Annotated in this window: 16 protein-coding genes, 2 rRNA genes and 1 pseudogene; 10 read left to right on the forward strand and 9 right to left on the reverse strand. The window is 58.3% G+C overall.

Annotated features, from left to right (window positions below; all coding sequences use genetic code 11):
* Positions 1-390 precede the first annotated feature (390 nt).
* The 5 genes from ACLI1M_RS03435 (at position 391) to ACLI1M_RS03455 (ending at position 6,580) form a co-directional block, all read left to right on the forward strand.
* A 23S ribosomal RNA gene (locus tag ACLI1M_RS03435) occupies positions 391-3,456 on the forward strand.
* A 135-nt stretch (positions 3,457-3,591) separates the two neighbouring features.
* A 5S ribosomal RNA gene (gene rrf, locus ACLI1M_RS03440) occupies positions 3,592-3,709 on the forward strand.
* Between the two features lie 89 nt (positions 3,710-3,798).
* The gene (locus ACLI1M_RS03445; RefSeq protein WP_023022027.1) at positions 3,799-4,026 is read left to right on the forward strand and encodes a hypothetical protein; all 228 of its coding nucleotides are present in this window, start codon (positions 3,799-3,801) and stop codon (positions 4,024-4,026) included.
* Positions 4,014-5,153, forward strand: a complete 1,140-nt coding sequence (locus ACLI1M_RS03450) for a hypothetical protein (RefSeq protein WP_248100401.1) — start codon at positions 4,014-4,016, stop codon at positions 5,151-5,153. The genes ACLI1M_RS03445 and ACLI1M_RS03450 overlap by 13 nt, the downstream gene beginning before the upstream one ends.
* Positions 5,154-5,332: 179 nt before the next feature.
* Positions 5,333-6,580 carry an HNH endonuclease signature motif containing protein gene (locus tag ACLI1M_RS03455; protein WP_200287993.1) on the forward strand — a complete coding sequence of 416 codons (1,248 nt, stop codon included), beginning with the start codon at positions 5,333-5,335 and terminating at the stop codon, positions 6,578-6,580.
* 203 nt (positions 6,581-6,783) lie between these two features.
* On the opposite strand, the gene ACLI1M_RS03460 is transcribed toward ACLI1M_RS03455, so the two are convergent.
* Genes ACLI1M_RS03460 through ACLI1M_RS03470 form a run of 3 tightly spaced genes read right to left on the reverse strand, consistent with a single transcriptional unit; the run spans position 6,784 to position 11,041 of the window.
* Positions 6,784-7,407: a DUF3239 domain-containing protein gene (locus ACLI1M_RS03460; RefSeq protein WP_023022023.1), complete on the reverse strand. Its 624-nt coding sequence runs from the start codon at positions 7,405-7,407 to the stop codon at positions 6,784-6,786.
* A complete protein-coding gene (locus ACLI1M_RS03465; protein ID WP_248100403.1) occupies positions 7,404-9,029 on the reverse strand; it encodes a DNA repair helicase XPB in 1,626 nt (541 codons plus the stop codon). Before ACLI1M_RS03465 ends, ACLI1M_RS03460 begins: the two co-directional genes overlap by 4 nt.
* Entirely contained in the window at positions 9,026-11,041 is a 2,016-nt protein-coding gene (locus tag ACLI1M_RS03470) for a helicase-associated domain-containing protein (RefSeq protein WP_411706656.1), read from the reverse strand. The genes ACLI1M_RS03465 and ACLI1M_RS03470 overlap by 4 nt, the downstream gene beginning before the upstream one ends.
* Before the next feature lie 66 nt (positions 11,042-11,107).
* Between ACLI1M_RS03470 and ACLI1M_RS03475 the strand changes: the two genes are divergently transcribed.
* Complete coding sequence (locus tag ACLI1M_RS03475; protein ID WP_248100407.1) at positions 11,108-11,293, forward strand: hypothetical protein; 186 nt, start codon at positions 11,108-11,110, stop codon at positions 11,291-11,293.
* 86 nt (positions 11,294-11,379) lie between these two features.
* Here ACLI1M_RS03475 and ACLI1M_RS03480 read toward each other — a convergent pair whose 3' ends face one another.
* The gene (locus tag ACLI1M_RS03480) at positions 11,380-12,009 is read right to left on the reverse strand and encodes a resuscitation-promoting factor Rpf1 domain-containing protein (protein ID WP_049360602.1); all 630 of its coding nucleotides are present in this window, start codon (positions 12,007-12,009) and stop codon (positions 11,380-11,382) included.
* A gap of 321 nt (positions 12,010-12,330) precedes the next feature.
* On the opposite strand from ACLI1M_RS03480, the gene ACLI1M_RS03485 reads away from it, so the two are divergent.
* Positions 12,331-12,711, forward strand: a complete 381-nt coding sequence (locus ACLI1M_RS03485) for a cold-shock protein (RefSeq protein ID WP_005323875.1) — start codon at positions 12,331-12,333, stop codon at positions 12,709-12,711.
* On the opposite strand, the gene ACLI1M_RS03490 is transcribed toward ACLI1M_RS03485, so the two are convergent.
* Both ACLI1M_RS03490 and ACLI1M_RS03495 read right to left on the reverse strand, forming a co-directional pair.
* Entirely contained in the window at positions 12,708-13,286 is a 579-nt protein-coding gene (locus tag ACLI1M_RS03490; protein WP_023022018.1) for a DUF2771 domain-containing protein, read from the reverse strand. The two genes, ACLI1M_RS03485 and ACLI1M_RS03490, sit on opposite strands and share 4 nt — an antisense overlap.
* 6 nt (positions 13,287-13,292) lie before the next feature.
* Complete coding sequence (locus tag ACLI1M_RS03495) at positions 13,293-14,057, reverse strand: glutaminyl-peptide cyclotransferase (RefSeq protein ID WP_248100409.1); 765 nt, start codon at positions 14,055-14,057, stop codon at positions 13,293-13,295.
* 38 nt (positions 14,058-14,095) lie between these two features.
* Here ACLI1M_RS03495 and ACLI1M_RS03500 point away from each other — a divergent pair, with 38 nt between their 5' ends.
* From ACLI1M_RS03500 to ACLI1M_RS03510, 3 genes are read left to right on the forward strand one after another with little or no spacing between them, the layout of a single operon-like run.
* A complete protein-coding gene (locus ACLI1M_RS03500) occupies positions 14,096-14,764 on the forward strand; it encodes a DUF3027 domain-containing protein (RefSeq protein ID WP_248100411.1) in 669 nt (222 codons plus the stop codon).
* Positions 14,765-14,813: 49 nt separating this feature from the next.
* Entirely contained in the window at positions 14,814-16,217 is a 1,404-nt protein-coding gene (locus ACLI1M_RS03505) for an NCS2 family permease (RefSeq protein ID WP_200287981.1), read from the forward strand.
* A gap of 9 nt (positions 16,218-16,226) precedes the next feature.
* Entirely contained in the window at positions 16,227-17,033 is an 807-nt protein-coding gene (locus ACLI1M_RS03510; protein ID WP_200287979.1) for a TrmH family RNA methyltransferase, read from the forward strand.
* Here ACLI1M_RS03510 and ACLI1M_RS03515 read toward each other — a convergent pair.
* The 3 genes and pseudogenes from ACLI1M_RS03515 to serC all read right to left on the reverse strand — a co-directional run bounded on the left by ACLI1M_RS03515 (position 16,994) and on the right by serC (position 19,935).
* Entirely contained in the window at positions 16,994-17,824 is an 831-nt protein-coding gene (locus tag ACLI1M_RS03515) for a DUF6928 family protein (RefSeq protein WP_023022013.1), read from the reverse strand. The genes ACLI1M_RS03510 and ACLI1M_RS03515 overlap by 40 nt on opposite strands.
* A gap of 2 nt (positions 17,825-17,826) precedes the next feature.
* Complete coding sequence (gene sepH, locus ACLI1M_RS03520) at positions 17,827-18,702, reverse strand: septation protein SepH (protein ID WP_023022012.1); 876 nt, start codon at positions 18,700-18,702, stop codon at positions 17,827-17,829.
* A gap of 113 nt (positions 18,703-18,815) precedes the next feature.
* Positions 18,816-19,935, reverse strand: a pseudogene (gene serC / locus ACLI1M_RS03525) (phosphoserine transaminase).
* Positions 19,936-20,055 lie beyond the last annotated feature (120 nt).

Genomic DNA, 20,055 nt, shown 5'->3' on the forward strand with positions numbered 1-20,055 from the left:
TCATGCTGCCAACGTTGTTTGTTTGAAAATTTCCGGGTGGAAGATACACCTTTAAGACAAAGACCGAGTGTTTGAATGGCGCTTTGTGACACACAGTGTCGTGCACAGTTTGAAAAAAGTATTTGTTTGTATGTTGGTGCATTGTTGGGTGTCTGGGGCATTATCCCCTTTTTTGGTGCCTGACCATTTTGCTGGTGTGCATGGTTTGTGTGTGCTGGTTTGTGGTTGGGGTGTTGTGTGAGAACTGTATAGTGGACGCGAGCATTAAACACGTATGACGTGCTGCGCTTTGTGTGGTGTGTTGTGTGTGTTTGTGTGATTTCTTTTTTGTGTTTATTTTGTCAAGTTCACTTGTGTGGCCGCCCGCGCTTTTTGTGTGTGGTGGTTTGTGTGTTCGTTATTAAGGGCGCATGGTGGATGCCTTGGCATGCTGAGCCGATGAAGGACGTGAAAGGCTGCGTTAAGCCTCGGGGAGTTGTCAATTAAGCGTTGATCCGAGGATGTCCGAATGGGGAAACCTGGCCCTGGTTATGTGGGGTTACCCTTCAGTGAATTCATAGCTGTTGTGGGGGTTTACGCGGGGAAGTGAAACATCTCAGTACCCGTAGGAGAAGAAAATAATAATGATTCTGCTAGTAGTGGCGAACGAACGTGGATGAGGCTAAACCGTGTGCATGTGATACCTGGTAGGGGTTGTGTGTGCGGTGTTGTGGGCCCTGATGTGCGGTGACTACCATTGCCGCGCCCTCGCATTGTTGTTAGGTGAAGTGGTTTGGAATGGCCTGCCGGAGTAGGTGAGAGTCCTGTAGCTGAAGATGATGATGTGTGGGTTGTTGGGTTGCCCGAGTAGCAGCGGGCTCGTGGAATCTGCTGTGAATCTGCCGGGACCACCCGGTAAGCCTAAATACTCAGTGTGACCGATAGTGTATGAGTACCGTGAGGGAATGGTGAAAAGTACCCCGGGAGGGGAGTGAAATAGTTCCTGAAACCATGTGCTTACAATCCGTCAGAGCACCGTGTGTGTGATGGCGTGCCTTTTGAAGAATGAGCCTGCGAGTCAGCGGCATGTCGCGAGGTTAACCCGTGTGGGGTAGCCGTAGGGAAACCGAATCCTAATGGGGTGCAAAGTGGCATGTCCTGGACCCGAAGCGGGGTGATCTACCCATGGCCAGTGTGAAGCAGCTGTAAGAGGTTGTGGAGGCGCGAACCCACGTAGGTTGAAAACTGCGGGGATGAGCTGTGGGTAGGGGTGAAAGGCCAATCAAACTCCGTGATAGCTGGTTCTCCCCGAAATGCATTTAGGTGCAGCGTCGTATTATAGCTTGGTGGAGGTAGAGCGACTGGTTGGTTGAGCGGGACTACAATCTTAGCAATGTCAGCCAAACTCCGAATGCCACTAATTGTGTTGTACGGCAGTGAGACTGTGGGGGATAAGCTTCATAGTCGAGAGGGAAACAGCCCAGATCGCCGGTTAAGGCCCCTAAGGGTGTACTAAGTGGAAAAGGATGTGGGATCGCGAAGACAGCCAGGAGGTTGGCTTAGAAGCAGCCATCCTTGAAAGAGTGCGTAATAGCTCACTGGTCGAGTGGTTCTGCGCCGACAATGTAGTGGGGCTCAAGTACACCGCCGAAGCCGCGGCAACAATTTTTTGTTGGGTAGGGGAGCGTCGTGCATGGGTTGAAGCGTTACCGTAAGGAGGCGTGGACTGTGTGCGAGTGAGAATGCAGGCATGAGTAACGAATTGATAGGTGAGAATCCTATCCGCCGGATGACTAAGGGTTCCTGGGTCAAGTTCGTCTTCCCAGGGTGAGTCGGGACCTAAGGCGAGGCCGACAGGCGTAGTCGATGGATAACCAGTTGATATTCTGGTACCCGTACATGCGCGCCCATGATAAAGCACTGATACTAACCACCGCGGATGCATTGCTGGTCTTCTTTGAAGTCTGGTGGTGTTGATGTCGTGGGGCCTGATGTGTGGTTCAAGTGATGGGGTGACGCAGTGAGGTAGCCACGCCACTTATTGGATTGGTGGTGTAAGCGTGCAGACCGTGTGGTAGGTAAATCCGCCGCACATTTTGGTTGAGGCGTGATGCGTAGACCCATTGGGGTTGATGGTGGTGATCCTGTACTGTCGAGAAAAGCCTCTAGCGATGTGTGTGTATGGCCCGTACCCTAAACCGACACAGGTGGTCAGGTTGAAAATACTAAGGCGTTCGGGTGAACTGTGGTTAAGGAATTCGGCAAAATGCCCCCGTAACTTCGGGAGAAGGGGGGCCCTACGATGTGAGCACTCTTGCGGTGTTAAGCGTTGTGGGGTCGCAGAGAATAGAGGGAAGCGACTGTTTATCAAAAACACAGGTCCATGCGAAGACGTTAAGTTGATGTATATGGACTGACGCCTGCCCGGTGCTGGAAGGTTAAGAGGACCGGTTAGTCAACGTTGTTGGCGAAGCTGAGAATTTAAGCCCCAGTAAACGGCGGTGGTAACTATAACCATCCTAAGGTAGCGAAATTCCTTGTCGGGTAAGTTCCGACCTGCACGAATGGCGTAACGACTTCTCTGCTGTCTCAACCACAGGCCCGGTGAAATTGCACTACGAGTAAAGATGCTCGTTACGCGCGGCAGGACGAAAAGACCCCGGGACCTTCACTATAGCTTGGTATTGGTGTTTGGTTCGGTTTGTGTAGGATAGGTGGGAGACTTGGAAGCTATCACGCTAGTGGTGGTGGAGTCGTTGTTGAAATACCACTCTGATCGGATTGAGCATCTAACCTTGGCCCATGATCTGGGTTGGGGACAGTGCCTGGTGGGTAGTTTAACTGGGGCGGTTGCCTCCCAAAATGTAACGGAGGCGCCCAAAGGTTCCCTCAGCCTGGTTGGCAATCAGGTGGTGAGTGTAAGTGCACAAGGGAGCTTGACTGTGAGACAGACATGTCGAGCAGGGACGAAAGTCGGGACTAGTGATCCGGCACCTACTTGTGGATGTGGTGTCGCTCAACGGATAAAAGGTACCCCGGGGATAACAGGCTGATCTTCCCCAAGAGTCCATATCGACGGGATGGTTTGGCACCTCGATGTCGGCTCGTCGCATCCTGGGGCTGGAGTAGGTCCCAAGGGTTGGGCTGTTCGCCCATTAAAGCGGCACGCGAGCTGGGTTCAGAACGTCGTGAGACAGTTCGGTCTCTATCCGCCGCGCGCGTTGAAACTTGAAGAAAGCTGTCCCTAGTACGAGAGGACCGGGACGGACGTACCTCTAGTGTGCCAGTTATCCCGCCAGGGGTATCGCTGGTTGGCTACGTACGGAAGGGATAACCGCTGAAAGCATCTAAGCGGGAAGCCTGTTTTAAGATGAGGTTTCGTTAAGGTCCCCTAAAGACGATAGGGTAGATAGGCCAGACCTGGACGCACTGTAAGGTGTGAAGGCTACTGGTACTAATTGACCACAACAAACACCAACACACACTATGTGTGCTGGCAAAAAGCAACAAAACAAGAAACAAATTTGTCACTGTCGTGACCGCGTCCACTATGCAGTATCTGACACAACACCCGAACACCCATTAAAAAGAGGGTAGATGTTCTGAAGGTTTGTCGGTGGTCAATAGCTGCAGGGAAACGCCCGGTCCCATTCCGAACCCGGAAGCTAAGCCTGCACACGCTGATGGTACTGCAACCGGGAGGTTGTGGGAGAGTAAGTCACCGCCGACACCAAACAACACAAACACAACAAAATACAACAAAGAAGAGGACGGCATACCACCGCCCTCTTCTTTCGTCGTTTTGCTAGTCTCAAACGCATGGACCAAAGGCAGATTTCTACTGTGGTGGAACAAGTAGAGCAAGGAATTCAAGGCTTGCAAGACATCGATAAGCTTCTGGCCTATTTAGACAGCTTGCATCCGGATGATCTGGGCGGTGTAGAGTTCCTCGTTGATCGCATGTTTGAAGACGAGCGTAACCAAATATGGGATCTGACGGAATCTCTCAAGGAATTCCTCGCGGATTTAAAGGAATGCCAGAAGTAAGGCAGACGCTTGCCGAAGCAACCATTAACTTTGTAAAGCCCACCGGACTAAACTTGGCTGACCCCGACGATTCGGGCCAGTACGCCGACCAGGTGTGGAAGGCCGGCGAGCTGCTCCAGACCGCCATGTTTGAACCTCATCTTCTAGCCGGCTATGGAATTGAGCCAATAGAGGTTCACGATATCTTCCTAGTGGCACAACGCGCAGTTGACGAAGTTCTGCAACTGTTGCCGCATATTGAGGATGTCAACGACGCCGTGCGTTGGAGTGCCGAGCGCTTGGCAGAGGAACTACCTCATGCAGCTCAACTATCAAAGATTGACGCGCTGTACTTGGCCCAGTGGCTCTTGGGCATTCTTGAGTCGCCGTATGCGGAACTAATAGATATTGACCCCGTGCAGTACGAGGAATCTTTAGGCGTAGAGGGCGTGAAGGAACTTCGCGAGCGGGCGCATGGCGCGTATGCGAGGCGTCGGCTCGCGGTGCTTTCTGGCTCTGTCGAGGACGTATATCGTACTCATACGGACGGATACGAGCAGCTGATTCGCGGCCTTTCGGAGATAGGTCAGTTTGACCTCGCCTATAGGTACTCAGAGAAGGCCATGCTGGCGTTGCCCACGGAGGATACTTTCCAGATCGTTACTTTTTGGGCCGCGCTTTGCGACGCCCACTTTCCCCACCGCAGCCCCGCCGTGCACCGGATAGCCTTCGATAGTTTTCCAATGCTATCGACTGCGCGTGGGCTTTTTGCGGCCGTAGGGGACACCGCGTCAGTACTCATCCAGACTCGCCTGCGGGATAAACCATGGGACCTAGCGATGTTCCAGTACCTGTGCCTAAATGATCCGGAGGGTGCTTGGGCAACAGCCTCAGACGCTGGAATTGAATGGAGCTTGGCAGAACGGCTTCTTCCGGACTTGCCGGACGAGACCATTCCCATTCTGATGCGAATAATCGAGGAGCAGTTGGAAAACGAGTGTGGTTGCGACCAAGCGTGTGCGTTGCTCGGGAAGGTCCAAAAGGTTGCTGAACCAACTTCTTTTGAAGAATTCTTGGGTCGACTAAAATGGAAGTTTTCTGATTGCCCCGAAATTCGATCCCAGCTTGCCGACGTCGACGAACTCTAAACCATTCCTTTTACCCCCGCCGGTGTGTGGGGTGTGACTCTGGAGATCCCTGCAGGTTTAGGTCACCCTATTCGAACATAAACACCCCCATCAAGAGCATATGTCCGAAAGCCGGGATACTATAAGGCCACTGGTTAGAAACCACGTACGAACCCCTACTTTTTGTTGGAGTACACCCCGTGACTGCCACACTATCCCCACCTCAACCCGATACCGCCCTCGACTATCCCGACACCCTCCTCATTTCCGGCCATCCCGATACTGATCCTCTAGATGAAGGTGATGTGCCCGAAGCGTTCTACACCACCAACGCACCCGGCAACCACATCGGCCAAGCCGGCACCTACACCCGCAAAACCTCCTGGTTCCTCTACCGCGCAATCCTCCCCCAACTAGACGAAGATGTTGATTTAAGCCTGACCAGTCTCGCCAAAGACCTTGGTATCTCCTACTCGAAACTCCAAGGCTTCCTGCGCGCCCACTTCCGCATGCGCCAACTACCTCTAGTCACCGAAGTGCAAGGCCTCCACTGGATCCTCGATCTGACCAAATTGCGCATCATCGACCGCGAACTACACCGATTGGAAAATAACCTAGATGACCTCGAAGCCATCGACGCCGCACTCGCAGACTTCCTCACGCCCACCGCACCGAATCAAACAGTCCCCACTGATGCTGAACTACGCCGCTTCATCCGCGGCTTCATCGACACCCACTTGCGCCCCGGAGACAAAGAAGAAAAGCCGCAACCCACACTCCGGATAAACTACAACCCCGATAACACCACTACACTATCTTTGACCTGCGATAGTGCTACCGCCACAATCATCGCCCGCCATATCGATGTGTACACCAACAAGGCACACACCACCGCAGCGCAGGGCCTTATCGATCTCATCCTCGAAGACACCCATACCAGCGTCGCTATAAACACCTTCACCACCAACGAAGACACCAATATCGTCTTTCATCCCGGCGCAGGTTGGATAAATCTCAACCATGCCCCCACAGACAACACCTTCATCCGCCGGCTTAACGCCGACGAAGTAGACTCCTACATCCCTGACGCCGACATCCGCGCCTACACTCAAGGCAGAGACGCCACCTGCCGCTGGCCCGGCTGCACCGTACCCGCCACACAGTGCCAACTAGACCACCGCATTGAATACCACCAAGGCGGACCGACCAGCCCAGATAATTTAGTAAACCTCTGCCAACACCACCACAACATCAAAACCGACCGCCGCGTCCACTACATCCTCGACCCCATCACCGGCACCATCGCCTGGCTCCACCGAGACGGCACCTACCAACTAGACCACGCCACCGGGCCCCTAGCCACACACCAAACACACTGGAACCACACCTGGGCACAATACCTCGCACTACAACAACAGCGATCAAAAAGAGAGAAAGTGAAAGGATAAAGACGCCCGCCTCGCGGTTTAATTGTGATTGCGCGGGTTGCATATTTAGCGCGTAACTCGGTTTCTCGTTGAGGGCTACCGAGGCGTTGATCTTGCCTCGTGTGCTCACAGGACGAGGCAAGATGACGACCAATCCCTTGCCTAGCGTGGAAGTTTCAGTTGGGTCTGTGAACGGACCTGTATCCGACGTAGCTTATGCAGCTCTAGAGAACCAGCAGGTCGAACTTAGTAGCCTTGACGTCGGAAAGGCGCTTGCGGGCGCGCTCGAGGCGCTGCCACTGGTCTTGGGGGATGGATTTGCGAGCGATGGTGACGGTCTCGGCGTCGGGGGTGCCCCAAGCGATGGGCATCGGGGTGATTTGCTGCCAGTGGTTGTTGTCCGCGCGGCCAGAAACAGCCGCAACGGGAACCTTGGTGCCTACGGTCCGTTGGGTGCCGGGGATGGCGGTCACAGTGCGCAGGCACGCAGCCCAGCGGGGAGGCAAGGAGGGATCCACGTTGGTATTAACCAATGCGAGCAAGACCATATCGCGCTCATTTACTTCGGCGATGACGGCCGGAGCAAGGGGATAGGAGTCATAGAGTTGCTGGGCGGTGCCAACTTTACGAGCGGCGGCAAAGCCGACGATGGCCACCATGATTCCGAATAGAATCATGCCCAGGCCGATAGTGATGCCCCAGGAAAATCCCCACCAGATGGCCGCGCCGCCGATGATGAGCAGGATGCCCAGCACGAGGCCGGAGAGGCGAAGGCGGTTGGAATCACGCAAGAGCTCATTATTGGCCTTGGCAAAGGACTCGTCTACGTCGAACTTGAAGATTTTCATTGTTCTAAGTCTAGTGCGTCGATAAGCCGGTAGGCATATCCCTGCTCGGCGAGGAAACGCTGGCGGTGCACGGCGTAGTCAGCATCGAGGCTATCGCGGGTGACCAGCGAATAAAAGAGCGCCTCTTCTTCCTTGGGGCGGAGTAGCCGGCCAAGGCGCTGAGCCTCTTCCTGGCGGGAACCGAAGGTGCCGGAGACCTGGATGGCTAGGGCGGCTTCGGGGAGATCGATGGAGAAATTGGCGACCTTGGACACCACCAGAACGGGAAGGCTGCCATCCCGGAATTGCTGGAAGAGGCGTTCGCGCTTAGCGGTGGAGGTGGAGCCATCGATTACGGGGGCGTCGAGATGCGCGCCAAGTTCTTTGAGCTGGTCGACGTAGCCGCCGATGATAAGCGCCTGCTGCGGGTGGCGGGCCAGGATTTTGTCGACCGCGCGTAGCTTGGCGGCAGCCTGGGCAGCGATGCGGTAGCGGTCGCGAGGTTGGGCGGTGGCATAGAGCATGCGCTCCTCGGCGTCCATGTCTACGCGGACCTCGATGCACTCGGCGGTGGCGATATAGCCGGCCATCTCGAGCTCTTTCCATGGGGCGTCGTAGCGCTTAGGTCCGATGAGGGAAAAGACGTCGCCCTCGCGGCCGTCCTCGCGCACGAGGGTGGCGGTGAGCCCTAGTCGACGCCGCGATTGGAGGTCCGAAGTCATGCGAAATACCGGCGCGGGAAGCAGGTGGACCTCGTCATAGATGATGAGGCCCCAATCGCGGGAGTCGAAGAGCTCGAGGGCGCGGTATTCGCCTTTGGTTTTGCGCGTGACTACCTGGTAGGTGGCAATGGTGATCGGCTTGATTTCCTTCTTTTCGCCGGAGTATTCGCCGATTTCATTTTCCGTCAACGTGGTGCGGCGCAGGAGCTCGTCGCGCCATTGGCGGCCGGCGACGGTATTGGTGACCAAGATGAGCGTGGTGGATTCTGCTTTGGCCATGGCCGCCGCACCGACGATGGTTTTGCCAGCACCGCAGGGAAGTACTACGACGCCGGAGCCGCCGGACCAGAAGGCCTCGGTGGCGTACTGCTGATAATCGCGCAGCTGCCAGCCGTCATGATTGAGGGCGATGGGGTGGGACTCGCCATCGACATAACCTGCGAGATCTGCTGCCGGCCAGCCTGCCTTGAGGAGGGCTTGCTTGAGGCGGCCGCGCTCAGAGGGCGGGACGGCGATGGAATGCTCGTCGATGCTAGCGCCGAGGAGCTTTCCCGTTGCGCCGCGGGAGAGTTCTTCCAGGATAGGTGGCTCTTCGGACTCGAGAATGAGGCCGTGGGCTGGGTGGGCGTGCAGGCGGACGCGGCCGTAGCGGGACATGGTTTCGGCGACGTCGATAAGCAGGGCTTGGGGGACCGGAAAGCGCGAGTAGTTTTCGAGGACGTCGACGACCTGCTCGGCGTCGTGTCCGGCCGCGCGGGCATTCCACAGCGCGAGCGGAGTAATGCGGTAGGTGTGCACGTGCTCGGGAGCGCGCTCCAGCTCTGCAAAGGGAGCGAGCGCGGCGCGGGCCTCTGCGGCCTGGGCGTGATCCACCTCGAGCAGGACGGTCTTATCCGACTGCACAATTAATGGTCCATTCATGGCTCCAGCGTAACGGAGGTGATCCGGTGCAAGGGAAATCGGATAGTGGAGCCGTCGGATGCGCGGGCGTCGATTTGCCCACCCGCGACCGTCAGCGGGGTAACGGTGCGGTGCTTTTCGTTGCCGTTCTTATCCGCATAGCCAATGGTGATCGGCCGGGCAGTGCGTGCGGCTGCGTGGACTATATCGAGGCTGGGAGCGGAAGGCGCGGAGTCATCGCGCAGGTTGCGCATGGCCTTCGCAATGTCCGGGGAAGCGGTGGCTCGACGGGCGGTGGGGGTCGGTAGCGTTGCAGGTTCGGGTGCGACGGTGAGGCTCGCGCCGTTGTGGTCCTCGGCCGCGGGAGAAAGACCGTGATCGCGCAGCCGCTCCAGCAGGTCGTGTACCGGCAGTTGAGAAATAGCGACGGTGGGAGCGAGCAAACGCAAAGGCGCGGCCTTGAGCGCGATCTGGAGGAGAGCTGGGTCCTCGCTGCGCAGGTAGGACAGTGTCGGGCCGGAGCGCAGGGTGCCATGGCGCTTGGAGACGTCCCCGATATGGAACTCCAGCGTCTGCGGCACCTCTCCATGTGCCGCGAAAAAGGCGTGGATTTCCTCCCCGGTCATCCCGCGATCAAGGCCGCGGCGCAAAGAAGCGTCCGAGATGCGGTAGACACTGGCCAAGCCGGGGGATTCAAGGTCCGCGACGGATTCGAGCCGTTGGTGTGTTTCTGGATCGAGCGGGCCAGGAACCAATACGGTCATATCTGCCTGGATTAAGAAATAGTCAACCGTATCTGGGGTCAGGCGGGCGGCGGCCTCGGGGCCCTCGATAAGCACGCTGGTGGGGCGCTCGAGGGCGATTGCGCCGATCCACTCGGCTTCCGCGCGGAGATCGGCGATGGTCTCGTCCGCGGTATGCGTGGCAAAGAGTGGGAAGTGGAAGCGGAGGGCTTCTTCGAAGGTGGGTTTCGCCCCGCGCAGATAGACCTGCAGGACTTTTTCCCTAAAACTTGGCAGGCGGTCATTGGTGTGCGCCAGTGTGCGGCCTTCGCTGGTCCACGTGGAGGTTGTCCATGACTCGAGCAGGAGCTGCCATTTTTCGGCGAGGTTCGCATCGAGCCAGGTTTGGGCGAGTTCTGTCGGGGCGAGGAAATTGCCCTCCATGTTTTTCGGCTCGCCGCGGCTTAGCAGGCGGCCACTCATGCCGAGTTCGATGAGGCGCCGCAACTCCTCCTCGCCAATGTTAAGGGACTTGCTCAAATTGGTGAGCTGGCGAACGCCGACGGTCTTGTCTTTGAGGAGTTCTATCGGCCGTGCGCCTAGGGAGTCAATGACACGCTGCATTCCGCGCACCGTGGATAGGCCTGCTGCGGTGCCAGCATCATCGACCTTGGAATCAGGAGCGGGGGATTCGGTGATTCCCTCCACAGGGATAGGCGCGGTGGCTTTGCCGTTCAGCGCAAGGTGCACGGCGCGCGGCAGGCGGACGGTGGTTGAGCCAACGCGGTGGAGCAGCTGCTTGGCGATGAGCCGCGGGATTGGTCGGGCCGGATCCGCATCAACGGCTGCGTCCCGCGTGGTACCGAGGCCATTGGACCGGGACAGGGTCTCGAGGACCTTGCGCTCTTCAGCTGGCAGCTCGGCGATGTCTGCCGGCCTTACTCGGATTTGTTCGAGGAGGGACCAGCCCGTAGGTAGGGCAGGCATGACCTCAGGCGGAATAAGGACGTTGCCGTATGCTAGTCCGCGCCCCTTGAGCTGGCGGGTGGTCTCCGGATGCAGGTCTTCTACCTCCTCGAGCTCTCCACCACGGCGCGCGATGTCCTCGATTTCCGCGAGCAGCTCCGCGGAGCAGTCCATAAGGGCTCGTGCGATAGAGGTGCGCAGCAGGAGCCGAGTGGCAAGCGCGGCGATACTTGGGGGTAGTGGATTGAGCACATCCGGTCGGTTGCGGAGGACTGTTGCCAGCTCTTCTTCGTCAAGGGAGGCAAGCCACGTGCGGAAATGCGGAAGATGGGAAGACTGAGTCATGATGACTTCCCAGTTTAGCTATCGATTGAGTTACGTTTTTGCGCAAGGTTTGAAATAATAGGGACTATGTCGAATGAGAAGAAGGGTCACGTTTCCCCGGCTTGGCCGAAGAACGAAAATCGCGAGCACGCAATCACGGAAATCTCTGCGCCTTTTGCTGGTGCATCCAGCCCCTACGGCGATGATCTGGTTTTGCCGATGCCGGCAGAGAAGCTGAACTACGTTCACCCTTATACTCGCATCAACCGCTAAAGCATTCCCCCGCCTCGGTGCGGGGAATTTCTCTCTCACGCAGAAAAGGCCCCTTGCATGAGCAAGGGGCCTTTCAGCGCTGTGTCTTAGCGGGTGATGTTCTCAATCATCTGCGCAATCGGGTCGATGACGTTGCGGTTGGCAGAGTAGAAGTTGTTGAAGTCGTGGCGGTTAGCCTTGTACAGCTCGGTGAACTGTGGAGGCAGAGCCAGGCCGTAGGAGTTAGCGGCGTTCTTGATGGTGTTGTACAGGGCATCAACGGCCAGCTCGTCGGACTTCTGGGCAGCAGCCTGCTTAACCGGAGCCGGTGCTTGGGCCGGAGCCTTAGGTGCGGCGGACGGAGCGGTGCGCTGGGTAGGAGCGGAGTTCAGGCCTAGGGAAGCGGAGCAAGCCGGCCATGCGCCCCAGCCCTGGGAAGCAAGTACGCGCTCAGCAACAACGATCTGCTGCTCGCGGGAAGCCTGGTCAGCGGTAGCTGCGAACTCGCCGCCGCCATTAGCCTGCCAGGTCTGCGGGTTGAACTGCAGTCCGCCGTAGAAGCCGTTGCCGGTGTTGATGTGCCAGTTGCCGCCGGCCTCGCACTGTGCCAGGCGGTCCCAGTCGGAATCCGGGGCAGCAGATGCGGTTGGTGCCATGATGGCAGCAGCGGCGCCGAAGGCGACGGTGCCGGCGGTGAACTTAGCGGCCATGCGGTTCTTAGCGGAGTGGCGTCCCATGTAGTTAGTCCTCTCTGTGTGCCCGCATTAAGTGCAAAGAATATGTACCAAAAAGAAAGGGCGGGCGAGGGCAACTTTCTTAACGGCTCTTAAATGTCTGGGGGACAGCGTAGCGGTTTATAACGAAAGTGTCACGTTATGGGCACTAAATGGGAAAGGAATGGGGCGAATGTGGCGCGTGCGAGGGCATTTGTGCAGGTGAGTGGCAACATGTGATCTGTGGCACATGGCGGAGGTGTGTCGCGTTAGCGTGCGCGACTTCTGTTGTTTTGACCAGGCAGCTAAAATAAAGATTTTCCCCTAGAGAAGAGGTGGGTACCTATGCCTATTGGCAAAGTGAAGTGGTATGACGCCGAGAAAGGTTTCGGTTTCGTCAGCAACCCGGGCGATGAAGACGTCTATGTCGGCCGCAACGTGTTGCCTAAGGGAGTAGAGGAACTGTTCCCAGGCCAGCGCATCGATTTCGATTTCGCGGCTGGCCGCCGTGGTCCGCAGGCGCTGCGGGTCAAGGTATTGGATAAGCCGCGTCGCCGCACGCCGGCCCGCAAGCCCGAGGAACTCGGCAGCATGGTCTCTGATGTGATGACTTTGCTGGAGTCACAGATTCAGCCGGTGCTCAATTCCGGCCGCTACCCGGAGCGCAAGACCGGCCGCCAGGTAGCAGAAATCCTTCGCGCAATTGCGAAGGATTTGGATAGCTAATCAGAAGCCTTCGTGGATTCCTCCGCGGAGGCTTCTCGTTCTTTATCGGTCATCGTGGTGAGCGACCACACGGTGGCCAAGGGGGTTTCGTCACCGTTGTCATCGGTGCCGATCATCATGGAGGAGATCTCTACCACCTTGAGGCGGGGGCGTTTGCCGGTGGAGGCCTTGATGGGCTCTACCGATCCGGGGATTGATACTTCAGTAGTCTCGTTCGCGCCGTGCGCGGTTTCATCATTGGCGGCGGGGTCATCGTAGATGGAGAGAATCTTCCATTCATGATCAGAAATCTCTTCGGGGATTTCCAGCTTGAGGGTGTCGTCTTCCCCTACGGTGAGGTTCGGGACCTCGCCCTCTGGGCAATCGGCGCCGGGCTCGCACGCGATATAAGGGGCGAAGTCGATGGAATTATCGCCCACGGAGGCGGTCACTTTGATTTCGCGCGGATCGGGACCCGGCCGCTGGTTCCACCAGTTCTGGAAGATCACTACGGCGGCGACGATGACTGCCACGACCACGATGAGGGCCAAGATCTGCAGCAGCGACTTTTTCCTTGCTTCCTTACGGGTTGCCATGGGCCTTTACCTTACTCGAACGTGGAAGAGTTCTTTCCACCGCTTGCCGGTAAGCCAGAACTCATCGTCTTTGATGTGCGCGATGCCGTTGAGGACGTCATCGGGGTCGGTATAGCGGGATTTATCTATGGCGTCGGTGGAAATGACGGCGGTCACGCGGCCGGTGGAAGGATCGATGCGGTAGATATTGTCATCCATCCACACATTGGCATAAACGGAATCGCCCACGCACTCCAGCTCATTGATGTCCTCGAGGGGTTTTCCTTCCAGGCTGACGTCGGTGGTCGAGCGCTCCGCAAAAGTTTCCGGATCCATATGCCGCAGGGTAGCGGAGCCATCGGACATGAGAAGATCTTCGCCGTTATTACACAGCCCCCACCCTTCACCGGTGTAGGCGGCGGTATCGACCTGGCGCAGGTCCTGGTCGTATTTCAGGGCCTGGCCGGACTTCCAGGTTAGCTGCCAGATGGAATCTCCGGCCTGGGTGATGCCCTCGCCAAAGTAGCGGTTATCCAGGTGCGTTTCGGCTAAGGTTTCGCCGGTTTCGGGGGAGAAGCGCTCCAGGCGGGATTCGCCCCATTGGCCGGTGCCAAGGAGCAGGTTGCCGTCCGGATCGGTTTCGAGGCCTTGAGTAAAGGAATTGGCCGGCAGGGAAGCGGTGCCTAAGACCTCCACGGAGAGGTGCTCAACTTCGGGTTCTGCATGGGTAGAGGAACAAGCAACGAGGGTGCAGGGCAGGAGAATGCAGGCGGCGCGGGAAAGAAACGACATGCACCATATGTACCACCGTGCGCGCCCCATAATGAATAATGAGGGGCGTGAGTAAGCGAAAAGCAAATCCGTTGATCGATTCCCGCGCCGTGCGCATTGCGCGCGAGGCGCTGGATGAGGTGGGGGAAGGGGGCGTCGGCAAGCATATCGGCGTCGCTGGGATGGGCCGAAACGTTGCTACCCACCGATTTGAAGCAGAGATGCCTGGCTACCCCGGCTGGGAATGGCAGGCGGTGCTCGCATGTGCGGAGGGATCGCGCTACGTCACCGTCAATGAAGTGGCGCTGGTGCCAGGCGGAGAGGCTCTGCAGCCGCCGGAATGGGTGCCCTATGAGGATCGCGTGCGGCCGGGCGACCTTGGGCCGGGTGATTTGATGCCACCGGCCGTAGATGATTCCCGCCTGGACGGCGACAAACTTTCCAAGTCCGGCTTGGACGACGCCAAGAAGCGCTGGCGCACCGAGCGTGGCCCGAATACGGATATGGCGGCCAAGGCGCGCCTGCAATGCCGCACCTGCGCGTTTTATGTAGAGCTGATGGAAAACTACGGCGTCTGCGCCAATGAGTATTCTGCGGACGGACGGGTAGTGCACTCGCGTTATGGTTGTGGCGCGCATTCGCAGACACGGGTGCGGGAAGAAAAGAACCCCGAAGTTGCCTTCGATGATGAAAAACCCATCTTCCAGGATTTTGAAATCGAGGACTAAGACAGCACACTTATGGCGTAAGACTCGCTGTACGTGAAAGGCGCAGGCGTTGAAAGCCACTCTCGATCGCTACTTCCATATCTCTGAACGTGGTTCCTCCATTGGAACCGAGCTACGCGCGGGAACGGTCTCGTTCTTCGCCATGGCCTATATCATTCTCTTGAACCCGCTGATCCTCGGCACCACCGAGGATGCAGACGGCTACGCGCTGGGCGTGCCGCAGGTTGCTGCCGCCACCGCGCTGGTCGCGGGCGTAATGTCTATCCTCTTCGGCGCGATTGCCAAATACCCCTTCGCCATGGCCGCCGGCCTGGGCATGAACACCTTCGTGGGCGTGAGCATGGTCGCCACCAGCGGGCTGACCTGGCAAGAATCGATGGGCCTGGTGGTTATCGAGGGCATCATCATCGTTCTGCTGGCCATTTCCGGTTTCCGCACCGCCGTCTTCGACGCCATCCCGCAGTCCATGAAGGCGGCGATGGGCGTAGGCATCGGCATGTTCATCGCCATGATCGGCCTTGTGGACGGTGGTTTTGTCACCCGCGTGCCGGACGCTGCGCATACCACCGTGCCGGTGGGCTTGGGCATTAATGGATCGATTTCCACTTGGCCGGCGCTGGTCTTTGTCATCGGCCTTATTATCTGTTCCTTCATGGTCATCCGGAACGTGCCGGGTGGGCTTTTTATCGCCATCGTGCTCACCACCATCATCGCTTTTATCGTGCAGGTATTTACCGGCTCCGAGGACTGGGGCATGGCCGCGCCCGTCAAACCAGAAGCGCTCGGTGGGATTCCGGACCTGTCCATTGTGGGCGATGTGAACCTGGTAGGCGCATTCACGAAAATCGGCGTGGTTTCCACCGTCTTGCTCATTTTCACCCTGTTGCTTACCAACTTCTTTGATGCGATGGGCACCATGACCGGCCTGGGCAAGCAAGGCAAGCTTGTCGACGCCGACGGCAACCTCCCCGATATGAAAAAGGCCCTCGTCGTAGAAGGCTTTGGCGCAGTGGCCGGTGGCCTAGGCTGTGCTTCTTCCAATACCGTCTTCGCGGATTCCTCCGCCGGCATTGCCGATGGCGCCCGCACCGGTCTGGCCAACCTGATGACCGGCCTGCTGTTCCTCGCCGCGATGTTTTTGACCCCGCTTTATGAAATCGTGCCTATCGAGGCCGCCTCCCCGGTGCTAGTCATCGTCGGCGTGATGATGGCCGCGCAGCTGACCGAGATCCGCTGGACCAAGATGGAAATCGCCATTCCGGCCTTCCTGACCATTGTGACCATGCCCTTTACCTATTCCATTGCCAACGGTATTGGCGTAGGCTTTATCTCCTTCGCGCTCATGTCCACCTTTGCCGGTAAGGCCAAGGAAGTGCACTGGATCATGTGGCTCTTGGCCGGCCTCTTCGTGATTTTCTTTGGCATGGATCCGATATCCAATGCCATCGGCTAGCCTAAAGGCATGCTGATTACTGACCCTGCGGACCCTCGCCTGGACGATATTCGGAACCTCAACAAATCCGATAAATCCGGCGAGGGTCTCGTCATTGCAGAGGGCCCGCTGGTGGTCTCCCGGCTGGCCGAATCCCGGTTCCCCATGCGTTGCTTGGTGGGCTTTCCTAAGAAGCTGGAAGCATACGTTTCCGAGTATGGCGAGCCTGAGTGCCCCATCTACGAGGTCTCCCGCGAGACCCTCGCAGAGGTAGCGGGCTTTGATATGCACCGCGGGCTTGTCGCCGCCGCGGACCGCGCCCCAGAGCCGGATCTGGGAGAGATTTTGAAGACCGCGAAAACCATCGCAGTGCTGGAGGGCGTGGGCGATCACGAGAATATTGGCGCAATCTTCCGCCACGCCGCCGGCATGGGGGTGGACGCGGTGCTGCTCGGCTCAGGGGCCGCAGATCCGCTCTATCGACGCTCGGTGCGCGTATCCATGGGGCACGTGCTGCGCTTGCCCTTTGCCCATTTGGAAGGCGGGTTCACCACGTGGCAGCGTTCCTTGCAGGCGCTTGCCGACGCCTCCTTTACCCTCATTTCCTTAACCCCCAACCCCCAAGCGGTGCATTTGGCCGAGGCCATGCATGGCTTGGATAAGGTGGCCATGCTCGTCGGTGCGGAAGGCCCTGGCCTTACCGAACACGCAATGAAGGCCACCGATGTGCGCGCACGCATACCGATGGCCCCGGGTACGGATTCCCTCAATGTGGCAACGGCCGCCGCCATTTCCTTTTATGAACGCCAGCGCTCCTTGAGCGACCTAAACGTCTGAGCGCCCCAATTGCCGATGAGGGAACCCAGATGCTTCGCAGTGGAGATGATCTCCTCGCCAGTGGATTCCGGCTCGGCGCTGTGGTCCTCGTAATCATCATAATCGTTCAGACCCAGCTTATTGGCCGACTGCGCAGCTAACTCGCCCACGGTCCGCTTCGGCTTCGGCGGGTCGATCTTCGGCTCTGGGCGGCCGTCAACCGCGTAACCCACGACGTCCAGATCCGGGCCATCGTGTCCTACCTCGATGCCGAGCCAGTACTCCTGGGCCGCCTCCATGATGCCCTGCGGCTCGAAGGGCAGGGAAATGCCACCGATCGGTTCGTACTTTTCTCCTGCCCAGTAGGGCGCCTCGAAAGGCTCTGGCAGGCCGGTGTCTTCATAAAGGTGCTCGCGCGTAGCGCACAGGCAGCGCTTGAGCTGGCCACCCTCCCACAGGGCGAAGCCGGCATAGCCTTCCTTTTCATTACTCGCCAGCGCAATGACGCGCTGGGCGGGGACCGCATTGAGTAGGGTTTCCGGCAGCTGAGAGAGGAGGACAGAGTCTCCTTCGCACACCGTCTGTACCACGGTGATGCCGGGGTAGCCGCCGATATAGTACTCATGTGGATCCGTCTGCGCGGAGCGGTTAAGCGGGAATTGCCCAATCGGGGTGACCGGGAATGTCGGGTCTAATTGGGCGAGGAATTTTCGCCCAAAGCCGCGATCCGCCTTGGGCTCGGTCTTTAGCACCTCTTCTGCGTTGGGCTTAGAGATGTACCAGAGAGTGAGTACTGCGTGAGAGATGTCCACGATTAGTCCCTAGGGCGCTTGGTATTGGAGCGAACGCCGAGTAGTACGTCCTCCCAATGCGGAGTGACGGCCTTGCGGCGGCGCTTGGCGGGCTTTTCTTCCGGGGAGGGGTTCTGTAGGAACTCCTCTTCCTCGGGCTCTTCCGGCGGGGTGGTTGGCGCAGTGAGGTCAGTGACGTTGCTGGGCTGATCGCCGTCGATAGCTTCGTCGTAGCGGCCACTGCCCAACGAGGTCAGCGAGCGCACCGGCTGTACGAAGTCCGGGTCCGTTAGGTCTGCGGCCACCGAGTTGCGGGCCTCCACCGTGGCGGGCGAGGACATGGACTGCTTGAAGTACCACTCGGCTTCGTTCTCGGACAGGCCGGCCTTCCACGTCACGCGCACGATCCAGGCCTCGCCCTGGTGGCGGTAGGCGTCCCAGGTGGACTCGGACAGTGAGTGTCCGCGAGCGGCAAAGGCGGTAGCAAGAACCTCCCACAGGGTGAGCTTGGCTGGGCCGTCCTCGCGTACCGGGTGAGCCTGCTTGGCAATCTCCGCGATGCGGTTGCGCTCCAGCATGACCGGGTAGGCGAAGGGTTCAATGCGGGACTCGGGCACGCCCATTTCTTCCGCCACTTCCGCCGCGGAGGCACCGGCGCGGATGCGGTTTTGGATCTCCGCCGGGCGAATCTTTGCCTCTTCAACCGGCTCCGGTTTGGCGGGCTTGGCAAGGCTGATGGCGGGAGCCGCCGGCTCTTCTTCCGGGGTTTCCTGCTGCTCACCCTGCAGGACCTCGCGCAGTTCATCGGTGATGGAGAGGAAAAACTCTTCGCCGTCTTCGGTGCGCAGCACCAAAGAGGTTTCAGTCGATTCGCTGTCAACTGGGAACAGCTCGCGCATAATAGGGCGCTCCTTTTGCCTATCGACGGCGGACAATTCTGTGATGCATTCAACTATAACGTGAAAAGCCCCACGGCCTGCGAGGCGGCGGGGCATGTTGAGTGAGTGATGCGTTACTTTGCATCCAAGACGTAGTCAATGCACTGGGTGAGCTTAGCGATATCCTCCGGATCAATGGCGGGGAACATGCCGATGCGCAGTTGGTTGCGGCCCAGCTTGCGGTACGGTTCCACGTCCACGATGCCGTTGGCGCGCAGGGTGGCGGCGAGCGCTGCGGCATCGACGGAGGCTGCAAAGTCGATAGTGCCCACCACGAGCGAACGAGAAGCAGGATGTGCGACGAATGCAGTGGCCTCTGGGCGGGATTCGGCCCAGCGGTACAGGTTAGTAGAGGACTGCGTGGTGCGCTCTACCATGCCGTCCAAGCCTCCGTTCTCATTCATCCACTGGATTTGGTTATCCAGCATGAGCAGGGTGGCAATCGCCGGGGTGTTATAGGTCTGGTTCTTGCGCGAGTTATCCACTGCGGTTTGAAGGTTGAGGAAATTAGGGATATAGCGCTCAGAGGCGTTGATCCTTTCAATCCGCTCCAGGGCGGCGGGGGACATGGCGGCTAGCCACAGGCCGCCGTCAGAGGCAAAGCATTTCTGCGGCGAGAAGTAGTAGACGTCCGTGTCGGCGATATTTACCGGCAGGCCGCCTGCCCCAGAGGTGGCGTCTACAACCACCAATTGTTGGTCGTTGCGCGGGTGTGGGCGGGTGACCTCTGCCATCGCACCGGTGGAGGTTTCATTATGCGCCCAAGCAACCACGTCCGCCTCCGCGGAGAGATCGCCTACGTCGGGCACGGTGCCCGCGGGAGCCTCCACGATGGACGGGGCATCAAGCCAAGGGGCACCCGCGGCAGACTTTGCAAACTTAGTGGAAAACTCGCCAAAGGTAAGGTGCGCGGAGTGGCGTTCAATGAGTCCGAAAGTGGCGGCATCCCAGAAAGCGGTGGCGCCGCCCACAGAGAGGACAATTTCGTAGCCTTCTGGCAACGAGAAGAGAGCGCTTAATCCTTCCCGTACCGAACCTACGAGGTTTTTGACCGCTGGCTTGCGGTGGGAGGTGCCCATGACTGCAGGTTCTATGGCTGCAAGCTGGTCGGGGGCGAACCTTGGAGGGGCCACAGCCAAAGCGGCCGTCGGCAGGCAGGAGATGGGCGGGCAGCGTAAGTTCTGGAGTGCTCATGAGTGTCAGTGTAGGACAGTTCCGGTCGAACGGCAGTTATTTTAGTCGACCGAAACTTGTAGGCGGCGTCACAAAGTTTGCTAAACTGTGAAGAGCTATCCAACTAGCTTCTTTAAGTTA

Source organism: Corynebacterium sp. LaCa54 (genome assembly GCF_046717495.1).
In the GTDB taxonomy this organism is placed as follows: Bacteria; Actinomycetota; Actinomycetes; order Mycobacteriales; family Mycobacteriaceae; genus Corynebacterium; species Corynebacterium kefirresidentii.

What these genes read in the sequence shown, in the direction of transcription:
- ACLI1M_RS03445 (WP_023022027.1), top strand. Translation starts at nt 3,799, where the DNA reads ATGGACCAAAGGCAGATTTCTACTGTGGTGGAACAAGTAGAGCAAGGA.
- ACLI1M_RS03450 (WP_248100401.1), top strand. Translation starts at nt 4,014, where the DNA reads ATGCCAGAAGTAAGGCAGACGCTTGCCGAAGCAACCATTAACTTTGTA.
- ACLI1M_RS03460 (WP_023022023.1), bottom strand. Translation starts at nt 7,407, where the DNA reads ATGAAAATCTTCAAGTTCGACGTAGACGAGTCCTTTGCCAAGGCCAAT.
- ACLI1M_RS03465 (WP_248100403.1), bottom strand. Translation starts at nt 9,029, where the DNA reads ATGAATGGACCATTAATTGTGCAGTCGGATAAGACCGTCCTGCTCGAG.
- ACLI1M_RS03470 (WP_411706656.1), bottom strand. Translation starts at nt 11,041, where the DNA reads ATGACTCAGTCTTCCCATCTTCCGCATTTCCGCACGTGGCTTGCCTCC.
- ACLI1M_RS03475 (WP_248100407.1), top strand. Translation starts at nt 11,108, where the DNA reads ATGTCGAATGAGAAGAAGGGTCACGTTTCCCCGGCTTGGCCGAAGAAC.
- ACLI1M_RS03480 (WP_049360602.1), bottom strand. Translation starts at nt 12,009, where the DNA reads ATGGGACGCCACTCCGCTAAGAACCGCATGGCCGCTAAGTTCACCGCC.
- ACLI1M_RS03485 (WP_005323875.1), top strand. Translation starts at nt 12,331, where the DNA reads ATGCCTATTGGCAAAGTGAAGTGGTATGACGCCGAGAAAGGTTTCGGT.
- ACLI1M_RS03490 (WP_023022018.1), bottom strand. Translation starts at nt 13,286, where the DNA reads ATGGCAACCCGTAAGGAAGCAAGGAAAAAGTCGCTGCTGCAGATCTTG.
- ACLI1M_RS03495 (WP_248100409.1), bottom strand. Translation starts at nt 14,057, where the DNA reads ATGTCGTTTCTTTCCCGCGCCGCCTGCATTCTCCTGCCCTGCACCCTC.
- ACLI1M_RS03500 (WP_248100411.1), top strand. Translation starts at nt 14,096, where the DNA reads ATGAGGGGCGTGAGTAAGCGAAAAGCAAATCCGTTGATCGATTCCCGC.
- ACLI1M_RS03510 (WP_200287979.1), top strand. Translation starts at nt 16,227, where the DNA reads ATGCTGATTACTGACCCTGCGGACCCTCGCCTGGACGATATTCGGAAC.
- sepH (WP_023022012.1), bottom strand. Translation starts at nt 18,702, where the DNA reads ATGCGCGAGCTGTTCCCAGTTGACAGCGAATCGACTGAAACCTCTTTG.